Here is a 13792-nt window from a genome sequence, read left to right as displayed (position 1 = left end):
TTGCTTATTGGCAGGCGTGGCGATTTTATTAAAAAGATTCTAGACAGGTTCTTAGTTTAGTTCACGTATTATCTCAAAAATGAATTGTAGTAGTTTCGCCAATTAGTTGTAGAGCTTCTTTGTTTTATTTAAATGGATTATTTGTAAATTAGTATGAATAGGTTTTAAGTACATCTGAAATGTACTTCTTGTTATAAGTTTTTGAAATTTGAAAAGGGGGGAATGAATTTCTTGAGGAAATCATTAGGTCAAAAAGTAAAAAAGATATGCAGTAGTTTTATAATTATATTGTTAGTATGTATGAATTTTTTAATCCATTTACCGTATAAAGCGGAGGCAGCTACAACAGAATTAAAAGGTTTAGGCGATACATCTTATTATAACGCAATCATTTTTGGTGATCATAGTGCAACGAGTGCGGATATTGAGGGTGCGATGGCTGTTCAAAAAAACATGAACGCATCAAGTTATACAGTCGTAGCGGCTGCAACTGGAGCAAACAACTTAGCTGGAGCAACATGGAAAGAGGAAGGATATCCATCATTATTACTAGGTGGTCAATTTACGAAAGCGGGAGCAGGACAAGTAATCATTCAAGATGGAACAGTGGCGATGACAAAAGATGGTGACCCAGAAGGTGCAATGAAGTCATCTTATGACCGTATCTCTTATAAAGAGCAAGCAGAGATTGATGCCAAGTTCAAAGAATTTAGAAAAGACGTTGATGGTGTAATTGGAGATGCGAGTCAATTACATACTGATAAACCAAAACCTAATATGAGTTTTGGCATCGGAGAGGATGTAAACAATCCTAATATTTATGTTTCTTCAGGCTTAACAGGAAAGAAAACATTTGATGTAAGAGATGTTTATCTTCCGAATGTAAATAACAAAGACTTTATTGTTATTTATTCAGACGCAGAAGAAGTGAATTTTGGTAGCGGTGCAATTTTGTACGATACGAAAAATACTGGGATGGCAACAGACTTAATTAATACATCACAAGCATATGATCCTAATTCACCTTTTACTGAGTTAGCTAGTAAAGTAATTTGGGCGTTTCCGAATGCTACAAAAATATCAACAAAAGGATATGGCGTAGTAGGAAGTGTATTTGCTCCAAATGCTGTTGTAGAGACAAAGGGTGGTTCTATTAATGGACAAGCCTATGTTGGGGGATTACACCAAAGAGATGGGTTTGAGGTTCACAATTTTAAATTTAACTGGCCGAAATGGAAAAATCCATCAGTTGAAAAAGGAAATTTACAAATTAAAAAAGTTGATGCAAACGATGAAAACATTGTTTTAAAAGATGCAAAATTTGATGTTATAGACAAAGACAATAATGTTGTAGCTACTGTTACAACGAATGAAAAGGATATTGCTGAAGTCAAGGATTTACCACTTGGTGACTATTTTGTAAAAGAAATAAGTGCACCAGAAGGATATATAAAAGTTGATACACCAGTAAAAGTAACAATTAATGGTACAAACGTAATTGAAATTATTATGAAGAATACGAAAAAAGTAGAGAATGGTCAATTTAAATTGTTGAAAAAAGATAGTGAATCTGGTCAACTTCTACCAGGTGCAAAATTTGATGTTATAGATAAAGATGGAAATGTTGTTGAAACAATTATTACAGATGGTAAAGGTGCAGCTTTATCAAAACAACTTCCAGTTGGAACATATACATTAAAAGAAGTTGAAGCACCAAAAGGTTATGAACTATCATCTAGCTCAGTTCGTGTTGATGTAGCTGCTAATAAAACAGTGACTGTAGATGTGTTGAATAAAAAAATCGCTGAAAAAGCTACAGGCCAATTTGAAATCGTAAAAGTAGATGCGAATGATAAAACGAAGCTATTATCGGACGCAGAGTTTGAAGTGTATAAAGATGGTGAAAAAATAGATACATTACGAACAGATAAAACAGGTAAAGTAATCTCTAAGAAATTAGAACCAGGAAAATACACGTTAAAAGAAACGAAAGCACCAAAAGGATATAAATTACTAAAAGAAGAAATTGAAGTCGTTGTGGAAGCAAACAAAGTAGTACAAGTACAAGTAGAAAATGCGAAAGAACTAGGAAGCTTACAAGTAATCAAAAAGGATGCAGAGAGTGGAAAAGTTCTAGAAGGCGCAGAATTCAGACTGAAAAACGAAACTGGTCAAGTAGTTGGAGAAGCGAAAACAACGAATAAAGATGGTGTTGTGACATTCGAAAACTTAGTGCCAGGTAAGTACACGTTAGAAGAAACGAAAGCGCCGGAAGGCTACAAAGCGGTAGAATTAAAAGTGGAAGTAAATGTTGTAGCAAATGAAGTAGTAAAACAGGAAGTAATGAACGAAAAAGTTCTGGGTCAATTTGAAATCGTAAAAGTAGATGCGAATGATAAAACGAAGCTATTATCAGATGCAGAATTTACTGTGTATAAAGATGGTAAAAAGGTAGCAGAGTTGAAAACTGATGAGAGTGGAAAAGCGATGTCACCGAAATTACCATTAGGTGAATACACAGTGAAAGAAACGAAAGCACCAGCAGGTTACAAGATTTCAAATAAAGCATGGAAAGTAACAATTCAAAATGAGAAAGAAGTAGTAAAAGTAGAGGCAGAAAATGAAAAACTCTTGGGCTCTCTACAAATTATTAAAACAGATGATAAAGATCAAGCGGAACGTTTAGCAGGCGCAGTATTTACATTGAAAGATGCTAAAGGAAATGTTGTAAAAGAAAAAATTACAACAGATAAGTCTGGAACGGTTAAAGTAGAAGGACTAGTACCGGGTGAGTATACGTTAGAAGAAACAAAAGCACCAGAAGGTTATGAGTTAACAAAACAAGTAATTCATGTAACAGTCGACGGTGAAAAAGTTGTTGATGTAAAAGTAACGAATAGTAAGAGCCTTGGTCAATTTGAAATCGTAAAAGTAGATGCAAACGATAAAACGAAGCTTTTATCAGACGCAGAATTTGAAGTGTATAAAGATGGTAAGAAAGTAGAGATGTTACAAACAGATAAAACAGGTAAAGTCATCTCTGGAAAATTAGAACCAGGAAAATACACGTTAAAAGAAACGAAAGCACCAAAAGGATATAAATTACTAAAAGAAGAAATTGAAGTCGTTGTGGAAGCAAACAAAGTAGTACAAGTACAAGTAGAAAATGCGAAAGAACTAGGAAGCTTACAAGTAATCAAAAAGGATGCAGAGAGTGGAAAAGTTCTAGAAGGCGCAGAATTCAGACTGAAAAACGAAACTGGTCAAGTAGTTGGAGAAGCGAAAACAACGAATAAAGATGGTGTTGTGACATTCGAAAACTTAGTGCCAGGTAAGTATACGTTAGAAGAAACGAAAGCGCCAGAAGGCTACAAAGCGGTAGAAGTTACAGTAAAAGTAAATGTTGTAGCAAATGAAGTAGCAAAACAAGAAGTATTGAATGAAAAAGTGAAAGAAAAAATCACAGGTCAAGTAGAAATTACAAAGATAGATGCTAATGATACAGATAAAAAATTAGAAGGTGCAGTGTTTGAAATTCTGAAAGATGGAATAAAAATAGACACATTAACATCAGATAAAAATGGTAAAGCAACTTCGAAGAAACTGGAACCAGGAGATTACGTTTTAAAAGAAGTCCAGGCTCCAGAAGGATATAATTTATCTGATAAGGGAATTGAATTTACGATTTCTAATGAGAAAGTAGAAGTTATAAAGCTTCAAATTACCAATGAAAAAGAAACAGGAAAAGGTCCAGAGAAACCAGGTGGAGAGACAGAAACACCAGGTGGAGAGACAGAAAAGCCAGGTGAAGGAACAGAAACACCAGGTGGGGAAACAGGAACACCAGGTGAAGGAATAGAAAAGCCAGGTGAAGGAACAGAAAGCCCAGGCGAAGAAGTAGAAAAGCCTAACTTACCAGAAAAAGAACAAGGCGGTTCTAATAATCAAAAACTTCCAGCTACAGGGCATAATACGGATTACCTTCCATTTATAGGTGTAATTCTGGTGTTATTAGGAATACGTTTAAGATTTATGATTAAAAATAGCTAATAGGTTTATAAAAGGCATAAGAGAAATGTTATCTCTTATGCCTTTAAGTTTTTAATAGAAGAAATAAGGTAAAACCTTCTGTATTGACCTTCAAACGCCCTTCAAGTAAACTAAAGAGAGTTTGCAAATGAAAAGGTGATAATGTTGTTAATTTCAATTAAAACGTTACAAGATGATCGTTTTTTACGTCCGCTACAAAATATTGGCGGTTTATTTTTTGAAGAGAGCACGATAGGGTTTGAGAAAGAAGAAGCAAATCTTATCGTTGATATACAGATAGAAGGTAATGTGACAGCATCGGCTCGTTTAACAGATGTTGCAACCGGAAATGTGTATGAAGAAACATTCGCGAAAGATTTATCTGCTTTCACAGAAGAAAAAGAACGTATGAAGCAAGTGAAACATGTTGTTTCTTACGTATATCTTTCTGTACTTCAACAGCTAACTGGACTTGAACAGAGCTGGGGAATATTAACTGGGGTACGCCCAACGAAACTTCTTCACAAACTGCTTCAAAATGGTATGTCAAAAGAAGAAGCGCATAAAGAACTTCGTGAAAGTTATTTAATTCATGAAGAGAAAATTGAACTTCTTCAGCGTATTGTTGATTGCCAATTAGCGGTTGTTCCAGATTTATACCGCTTGAAAGAAGAAGTAAGTATTTACATCGGTATTCCGTTTTGTCCTACAAAATGTGCGTACTGTACGTTCCCGGCTTATGCAATTAACGGACGCCAAGGATCAGTTGATTCGTTCTTAGGCGGGTTACATTATGAAGTTCGTGAAATTGGTAAGTTTTTAAAAGAAAAAGGTGTTACAGTTACGACGATTTATTACGGCGGCGGTACACCGACGAGTATTACAGCAGAAGAGATGGATATGTTGTATGAAGAAATGTACCAAGCTTTCCCTGATGTGAAAGATGTACGTGAAGTAACAGTTGAGGCAGGTCGCCCAGATACAATCACACCAGCAAAGCTAGAAGTGTTAAATAAATGGAACATTGACCGTATTAGTATTAATCCGCAGTCATACCATCAAGAAACACTAAAAGCAATTGGACGTCATCACACTGTAGAAGAAACGATTGAGAAGTATCATTTAGCACGTGAAATGGGAATGAACAATATTAATATGGATTTAATTATTGGTCTTCCTGGTGAAGGATTAGACATCTTTAAGCATACGTTAGATGAAACAGAAAAGTTAATGCCAGAATCGTTAACAGTTCATACGTTATCATTTAAACGTGCTTCTGAAATGACGCAAAACAAACGTAAATATAAAGTAGCAGGTCGCGAAGAAATTACTGCGATGATGCATGAGGCGGAAGAGTGGACGAAGAACCATAATTACGTGCCATACTATTTATATCGTCAAAAAAATATTTTAGGTAACTTAGAAAACGTTGGGTATGCAATACCGACGCAAGAAAGTATCTACAATATTGTTATTATGGAAGAAGTACAATCGATTATCGGACTTGGTTGCGGGGCATCAAGTAAATTTGTTCACCCACAAACAGGAGCAATTACACACTTTGCGAATCCGAAAGATCCAAAATCATATAACGATGGCTTCGTGAAATATACAGAAGATAAACTGAAAATTTTAGAAGAGCTATTCGTGTAAGAAGAAGGGGGTTGTTCCGATTTGGAACAGCCTCTTTTTATATTATCAGTTTTTGTCGGTAAGTCGATATATTCGAAAAATAGCTGATATAAATTGAGTTGCGTTCGATATATTCAAAAAATCGCCGATATAATTTCATTTACCATCAAACGGTCCATATGTAAAACTATGTCGATAATAATCAGAAAAATTAGTCAGATTATTAGAGGAAAATGTCTACTTATAGACGAAATGATAGATTTATGAAAGAGAAAAGGGGGAAATTGTTGGCATGTACATGACGATAGGGAGAATTTTTGATTTGACAGTTGGCAAGTATCCGAATAAAGAGGCGTTAGTAGAACCAGAAAAAAATATTCGTTGGACATATAAACAGTGGGATGAGCAAATAAATAAAACGGCGCAAGCTCTATTGAAAGAAGGAGTAAGAAAGGGAGATTGTGTATCTGTTTACCTATATAACTGTCGTGAATTTGTAAACGTTTACTTAGCCTGTGCGAAAATTGGCGCGATCTTCAATCCAATTAATTTCCGCTTAAAAGCAAAAGAATTATCGTATATCCTCCAAGATGCAGCCTCGAAAGTAGTTGTCTTTGAAAAAGCAGTCGAATCAACAGTTGCTATGATTGAACGAGATTTTCCAAATTCGTCTTTTTGGTACGTGGAAGACGATGCACCTTCCTATGCTAGTTCTTACCATGAAAAAGTAAATGAAGCATCAGCTGAGAAAGTAGATATTGTAGTCGATGAAATGGATTTTTGTTCTATGCTTTATACGAGCGGAACGACTGGTCATCCGAAAGGCGTACTACATCGCCATCGTGATATGGCTGAGCATAGTATGATTTGTACGTATTTCATAAAATATAACAGGGATAGCGCCGGTCTTGTGGTAGCGCCTTTATATCATTGCGGCGAGTTAAACGCTGGAATCATACCGCGCATTCAAGTTGGCGGAAAGAATGTTATTTTACATCATTTTGATACGGATAGAGTATTACATACCATTCAAGAAGAGAAGATTACGACGTTTTTTGCAGCACCGACGATGTGGAATATGTTACTGCAAAAAGATCTAACTAAGTATGATTTAACGTCGATGAAAATCGGTGTATATGGCGGGGCTGCGATGGCTCCGGCGTTAGTGAAGGAATGTAAAGAGCGTCTTTATATTGATCTTGTCCAAATTTACGGAATGACAGAAATGGGACCAGTTGTTGCGTTTCTCGTAGAAGAGGATCAAATTACGAAAGCTGGTTCAGCAGGAACGCCGTGCTTTAGCCATGAAATTCGAATTGTTAAACCGAACGAAGATGCACCAGCAGAGCCAGATGATGTATTGCCTCCTTATGAAGTAGGGGAAATTATTTTGCGTGGCCCGACCATGATGGCTGGATATCATAACCGAGAAGAAGCAAATGCAAAATCGATGTATAAAGGATGGTATCATTCTGGTGATTTAGGCTACTTCGATAAAGACGGTTATTTATTCGTTGCAGACCGCGTTGATGATATGGTAATTAGCGGTGGCGTAAATATTTATCCTCGCGAAATTGAAGATTTTCTTCATAGTCACCCTGGTGTATTAGATGTTGCAGTACTTGGTGAGCCAGACGAACTATGGGGAGAGCGTGTTGTTGCGGTCGTTGTAAAGAAAGATAAAAATATTTCAGAAGCTGATTTAGAAATGTATTGCAAAGAAAGTGATGAATTAGCCGACTATAAACGTCCGCGTCATTACTTATTTGCAGATGAACTTCCTCGTAATGCGAGTGGGAAGTTGCAAAAATTTGTGCTGAGAGAGTCGTTAAAAGGTATGAAAAAATAATGAAAAAATGCCTTTCCAAATTCGGAAAGGCATTTTTATTACTTGCGTGAGAAACCTTCTTCATCAAGGTATTCCGCAGCTTCTGGATAAGAGTTGAATGTACCGTCTAAGTTTACGCCAGCGTAAACGTTCCACATGTCATCCTCTTGAATAAGAGTTAGGATATGTCCGTCTTCGTTACGCCATTCTTCTTCCGCAGCAGGTTCCATTGGTGCTACAATTTCCTCTTGCTCCTGTGATAGACGTTCAATTACTTTTTCAATTAATGAACGCAGTTCTTCTTCTGAAAACTCACGGATGTTAATCATACCTTTATCATCTGTTCTATAACCTTTAATGAAGTTTGCATATACAAATCCGTTTCCATTTGGGTGTAAATGATATACAACGTTCTTTTTATCTAAACGACTTTCTTCAAAGTGAAAGTTTACGCGTTTTAATGATACGTTCTTTCTTTCTAATTCCGGGAAAGATTCAATAATTGATAATTTTTCTTCAAAAGTTAGCATAGTGCCTCCAAGTATATAGTAAAAGATTTAATTTGTTCATTATAGCATAGTCAAGTTTGTTTCCAAAGGTAGATTCGTCATATTGCTGTTTTTTAGTTTGACTTGGGAAGGCTATTTGTAAATGTAGACGTTTACTTCACGAGACTGTAAAGAGTTTTTTATAAATACGCTAACGAATGATTTGTTTTAGATGTACAATGGAACATGGACTTTATAAGAAGGTGGTTATTTATATGTTTCAAAAAATAGCAAAGGAATGTTTAGCAGGGTTTACTGTTGCGATTGTTGCTTTGCCGCTAGCGATTGCATTTGGTATTGCCGCAACGGGAACGTCTGAGGGAGCGCTAGTCGGATTGTATGGTGCGATTTTTGCAGGTTTGTTTGCGGCGTTATTTGGTGGTACACCGGGGCAAGTAACGGGTCCTACTGGGCCGATTACAGTTATTGCAACAGGTGTTATTGCAACTCACGGATTAGAAGCAAGCTTTATTGCATTTATGATGGCAGGGTTATTTCAAATTTTATTTGGTGTATGTAAGCTCGGCTCTTACGTTCGTTACATTCCGTATCCTGTTGTTTCAGGGTTTATGAATGGGATTGCACTGATTATTATTTTAGGTGAAATGAAGCACGTACAAAATAGCTTTCTGCTTGTGTTATTAACGATCATTGTAATGATTGTTTCTGGAAAATGGATTAAGGCCATTCCATCAAGTTTAGTAGCATTAGTAGGTGTTACAGTAACGTTGCCGTTATTTTCTTCTATGCTACAAGGAATTACGGTAAACTTACCAGTTGTAGGAACTCTTTCTTTAAATAAGATGATTGAAAAAATAGGTGCAATTCCAGAGGCGATGCCATCTCTTCACGTACCGAATTTAGACGCAAATGGCATGTTAGCACTTGTATTACCAGCGCTTAGTATTGCTTTACTAGGATCAATTGACTCGTTATTAACGTCTGTCGTAATGGATAATGTGACGGGGACACGTCATAAAAGTAATAAAGAGTTAATCGGACAAGGTATTGGCAATATTGCGAGTGGTTTGTTCGGTGGATTAGCAGGAGCAGGTGCAACTGTTAGATCTATCGTCAATATAAGAAGCGGGGGGAAGACGGCACTGTCGGCTTGTATGCATAGTGTCATATTATTTATTTTCATTATGGGACTCGGTTCAGTGGTACAATATATTCCGCTTGCTGTATTATCAGGTATTTTAATTTTAACTGGCATCGGGATGTTTGATTGGGAAAGCATGAAGAAAGCACATGTAGCACCAAGAGGTGATGTGATTGTTATGTTCGTGACGATGGTTGTGACAGTGAAATTCGATTTAATGGTTGCTGTTGCGTTTGGCATTATTCTTTCCTTCATTATATACATGGTGAAGTGTAAAGAACGTAAAGCTTCTATTATAAAAGAAAAAGAAGCGACGTATACGATTCAGGGACCACTTTCATTTCTATCAGTAGATCGTATTTTTGCTTCTTTACAAGATGTGAAGTCACCAGTTAGTTTGCGTATGAAAGATGTACATTATATGGATGTATCAGGAGCTATGGCGTTATTAAACTTTGTTGAGCAATCGGATAAAGCAGGAGCGAGTGTGACACTTGAACATGTACATCCGCATGTTGAAAAGACGATAGTAATGATGGCGAATGATGAGCAAAAAGAGAAACTGCAGTTTTTAAAAGTTAAGGCAATATAACAATAAGAACCTTCACATGAATTGCGTTATAGAGTGTGAAGGTTCTTATTATTTGTATATGTGCTTACTATGTATAAAATCATTATATCTAAATGTTATACGTCTGTTGACAATTGATTTTCTACACAGTATAGTAACATCTTAGATTAGCAATGTGCTATTATAAGAAGGTATATGAATTTTGAGATTCCTTTATATTCAGAAGGAAGAGCTTTAAGCTGGAGGGAATATTTGATGTACAAACAGTTACCACATGGAGTGAAGATCGGGATTACACGATCAATTGTTGTTTCTTTTGAGAGATATATGAAAGAAATTGAATGGAATGAAGAAAAATTTGATATGCAGCAATTTGTTGAACAGTGGAAACAATATTTATACACAAAATCAACTTGGATTAATAAAGTAGATGACGAGTTGAAAGGACATCCAGATTTCCATCAAGCATTAGCGATGAAAGTAAATGAAAAAATTAATGAGCTTATTAGTGAGCAGCCGAGCGAAGAACAATTAGAGCTGTTAAACAAGAGCGAAGTAAAGCATGTAGATGAAATGTGTAAACTAGAAGCTGAGTATCATATTGAACGTTTATTAGTAACGAAGTAGATTTTACATAAAAAATAGAGCCTATCCTAAAGGTGTGATGACCATCTTTTAGGATAGGCTTTTTTGTATATTAGTCTTGTGGTACAAATGCTTTCCAGCTAGATAAATCCATGTTTTGTTTCAAGATGGATGAAGCAGGGAAAACAAATGACCACGGTTTTGTAGTATTCGCTTTAATTTCAAGATTCGGTAACGTGAAAGCACCTTTAACAACGACTTCTCCAGAAGCATCTTCAATATGAAGAGGAAGTTGTTCTAGTTGAATGTTATCTTTACAGCCGTTACGAATTAGAAGTGTTGTATGTAAATCGCCGTTCTCTTTCAGTGCGGCTTGTAAACCTAGGAAGTTAATTTCACCTTCATTTGGAGGTGTTAAATTGTCTACAAAATTACGTAAAGCATCTTTGCTTGCTTCAGGTAACTGAGATTCCCAAGATGGATCTAAATCTAGTTGATGCTTACTTTCAAGTTCGAAAGCTAATTCCCAATCTGATTGAGATAGTTCAGCTTCCGTTATTGTTTCTTGCTCAAATGTAAATACGAAAGGCATATTCACGTTTTCGGGAATATCGCCAAGTGCAGATAAGTTAAATGTTTTACGTGCGCACAGCTTTTTATCTTTGTTTAATAGAAGTAATGTAACTTCTTCGAAAGAAATTGGTTTTGGGACACTGCTGCGAATGAAAGCAGCTACATCGTATGCGCCATCACGTTTTTCAATTTCAATTCCTGATAAGGAAATTTGATATTCTTGTAAACGTGGTAATTCTTTATGTAAGAATTGATAAATGTATTTTTGTTCTTGTGCTACGTCACCCCAGCTAGGATGGAAGTAAAGAACTGGCTTTACCGTTTTGTTTTGAGAAGTAGTTTCTTCTTGTCCAAATAATTGATTACTAGAAACAGTAGTATCTTTTCCTTTTTTCTTTGCCTTTTTCAGGAATGATAACATAAATTTTCACCTCATGATTGTACGTTTTCTGGAACTGCTAAATGTCTCGCGATATATCGGCACATTTCTTTTTCAAAATTACCGTAAGTGTATAAGAAAATCTCCAAACCTTCTTTTTGGTAAAGGCGAGTTGGATCTTCTTGTTGATATTGTCTTAAGCCAATACCTTCTTTCAAGTGAGTCATTGCATCTAAGTGATTTACCCAGTTTTGATCTAGGAAGTGTAAACCAACGTAGCGCAGTGATTGTTGTAAATCCGCATGGTCATTTAATTCTTGTACACGTTCGATATAGCTAGAAATTGTATCTTTTAAAACGATTTGTAAATCCTCAGGTGAATGTACGTCGTTCGCAGATAATGGCGGCAAAGTTTCAGCCGCTAAAACTTCTTTAATAGATGCTGTTAAACTAGTGAAATCCCATTCTTCAGGAAGCATTCCTTCAAGAAGGTGCTGCTTAGCAATTGCATCCACAGAGTGTTCAATCATTGGAATAACAAGTTCTATCATATTTGTTTCTTCTTTTAGAAGGTTGTTACGTAGTGTGTATATAACATTACGTTGATCATTAATTACGTCATCTAATTTTAAATTATATTCACGCATTGAGAAATGACCACCTTCACAAATTAATTGTGTACGGTTGATGAAATCATGAACTTTAGGTGTATTAATAAGTCCCGTTTTGTCAGGTTTCAGTGATTTCTCCAGCTTTTCTACTTCTTCATGAGCAAAGCGTTTTAGCATCTCATCTTCTAAAGATAGGAAAAATTGAGAGCTTCCCGGATCACCTTGGCGGCCAGCTCGTCCTTTAAGTTGGTTATCAACACGGCGAGATTCATGACGTTCTGTTCCAATTACATGTAATCCACCAAGGGCGTGGACACCTTTACCTAGTAAAATATCAGTACCTCGGCCTGCCATATTGGTAGCGATTGTAATTTGACCTTTTTGCCCGGCAGTTGCAATTAAGTCTGCTTCTTGCTCTGCACTTTTAGCGTTTAATAATTGATACTTTATGTTTGCTTCATCTAAATAACGAGCAACAGTTTCAGATTGCAAGATAGACATCGTCCCAATTAAAATAGGGCGTCCTTGTTTATGCTGTTTTAGAACTTCTTCACGCACAGCTTTATATTTATCATCAGCTGTTACATATACTACGTCATTTTTATCTTCACGAAGAATAGGACGGTTCGTTGGAATTGGAATAACTTCCATATTGTATACACGGTTGAATTCTTTTTCTTCCGTTTTTGCTGTACCTGTCATACCTGATAATGCCGGATACATACGGAAGAAGTTTTGAATTGTAATAGAAGCTTGTGTTTGGTTTTCTTCTGTAATTTCTAAACCTTCTTTTGCTTCTAGTGCTTGATGTAAGCCGTCACTTAAAGAGCGACCATCCATAACACGTCCTGTGAAAATATCTACAAGTAGTATTTTTTCATCATGCACAATATAGTCAACGTCAAGCTGGAAAGCGACATTGGCACGTAATGATTGAATCATATAATGGTATAGAGTTTGATGCTCTAAATCATATAAGTTATCGATGTCAAATAAATCTTCTATTTTTGTAATACCGTCTTCTGTAAAACTAGCTGATTTCGATTCTGCATCGTATGTATAGTGAAGGGTATCTTGGAATGATTTAATAACTTTTGCACATAAATAATGCAAATCAGAGCTACCTGATTTCTTCCCAGCAATGATAAGTGGCGTTTTCGCCTCATCAATTAAAACGCTATCAATCTCATCGATAATAGCAAAGTGATAGGGGCGCTGAACTTGATCATTTTGTGAAGCAGCCATATTATCGCGAAGATAGTCAAAGCCAAACTCTGTTCCAATACCGTATGTAATATCAGCTTTGTACGCAAGTTTCTTTTCAGAAGGATCGATTTGAGGAATATTTAATCCAACTTGTAAGCCTAGAAATTCATGGACTTGGCCAATTAATTCTTTATCACGCTTCGCTAAGTAATCGTTTACAGTAATAACATGAACGCCTTTTCCTTCAAGGGCACGTACATATGTTGGGAGAGAGGAAACTAATGTTTTTCCTTCACCAGTTGGCATCTCTGCAATATTACCTTCTAGTAATACAAGTCCTCCGATTAACTGCACATCGTAATGGCGTAATCCAAGCACACGTTTTGCGGCTTCGCGTACAACAGCGAATGCTTCTACTTTTATGTCATCAACTGTTTTACCATCCTTAAGCATACTTTTGAATGTGACAGTTTTGTGACGTAATTCTTCGTCAGGTAAATCAGACATTTGTTTTTCCAAATCATTAATATCTTGAACGAGTTGTTCATATTTTTTTAGCTTTCTCTTTTGAGAATCTCCTAACAATTTCTTTACCGAATTCAGCATGTTGTAAACACTCCTCTTACTGACAATAGCTACATTATAGCACATGTTTATCTTGAACAAGTAGAAGTAGTAAATTGAAGAAAATACTGGATAAAAATACGCGTATCTTGCACATATTATAT

The 13792-nt window shown here is 36.1% G+C and carries 8 protein-coding genes; 5 read left to right on the top strand and 3 right to left on the bottom strand.

The window, feature by feature from the left end; translation table 11 throughout:
* Positions 1–231: 231 nt before the first annotated feature.
* The 3 genes from AB3X49_RS10220 (at position 232) to AB3X49_RS10210 (ending at position 7510) form a co-directional block, all read left to right on the top strand.
* The gene (locus tag AB3X49_RS10220) at positions 232–4050 is read left to right on the top strand and encodes a SpaA isopeptide-forming pilin-related protein (RefSeq protein ID WP_367961856.1); all 3819 of its coding nucleotides are present in this window, start codon (positions 232–234) and stop codon (positions 4048–4050) included.
* Between the two features lie 141 nt (positions 4051–4191).
* The gene (locus AB3X49_RS10215) at positions 4192–5682 is read left to right on the top strand and encodes a coproporphyrinogen III oxidase (protein WP_002010930.1); all 1491 of its coding nucleotides are present in this window, start codon (positions 4192–4194) and stop codon (positions 5680–5682) included.
* Positions 5683–5953: 271 nt separating this feature from the next.
* Positions 5954–7510 carry a fatty acid--CoA ligase gene (locus AB3X49_RS10210; protein WP_367961854.1) on the top strand — a complete coding sequence of 519 codons (1557 nt, stop codon included), beginning with the start codon at positions 5954–5956 and terminating at the stop codon, positions 7508–7510.
* A gap of 38 nt (positions 7511–7548) precedes the next feature.
* Here AB3X49_RS10210 and AB3X49_RS10205 read toward each other — a convergent pair whose 3' ends face one another.
* Positions 7549–8019 (bottom strand): hypothetical protein, encoded by a 471-nt coding sequence (locus AB3X49_RS10205; RefSeq protein WP_002010927.1) that lies wholly within the window; start codon positions 8017–8019, stop codon positions 7549–7551.
* A gap of 233 nt (positions 8020–8252) precedes the next feature.
* Here AB3X49_RS10205 and AB3X49_RS10200 point away from each other — a divergent pair, with 233 nt between their 5' ends.
* Both AB3X49_RS10200 and AB3X49_RS10195 read left to right on the top strand, forming a co-directional pair.
* On the top strand, positions 8253–9731 hold the full coding sequence (locus AB3X49_RS10200; RefSeq protein ID WP_033708836.1) for a SulP family inorganic anion transporter: 1479 nt from the start codon (positions 8253–8255) through the stop codon (positions 9729–9731).
* A gap of 234 nt (positions 9732–9965) precedes the next feature.
* The gene (locus AB3X49_RS10195; RefSeq protein WP_002125538.1) at positions 9966–10337 is read left to right on the top strand and encodes a hypothetical protein; all 372 of its coding nucleotides are present in this window, start codon (positions 9966–9968) and stop codon (positions 10335–10337) included.
* Between the two features lie 70 nt (positions 10338–10407).
* On the opposite strand, the gene AB3X49_RS10190 is transcribed toward AB3X49_RS10195, so the two are convergent.
* Together AB3X49_RS10190 and secA2 are read right to left on the bottom strand one after the other, a co-directional pair.
* On the bottom strand, positions 10408–11289 hold the full coding sequence (locus AB3X49_RS10190) for an accessory Sec system S-layer assembly protein (RefSeq protein WP_002030040.1): 882 nt from the start codon (positions 11287–11289) through the stop codon (positions 10408–10410).
* 11 nt (positions 11290–11300) lie between these two features.
* Positions 11301–13670 (bottom strand): accessory Sec system translocase SecA2, encoded by a 2370-nt coding sequence (secA2, locus tag AB3X49_RS10185; RefSeq protein WP_367961849.1) that lies wholly within the window; start codon positions 13668–13670, stop codon positions 11301–11303.
* Positions 13671–13792: the final 122 nt, after the last annotated feature.

The organism is Bacillus sp. C30, assembly GCF_040838255.1.
In the GTDB taxonomy this organism is placed as follows: domain Bacteria; phylum Bacillota; class Bacilli; order Bacillales; family Bacillaceae_G; genus Bacillus_A; species Bacillus_A mycoides.
Note: the sequence above shows the minus strand (reverse complement) of the source record. Positions and strands in the feature narration are given on the sequence as shown.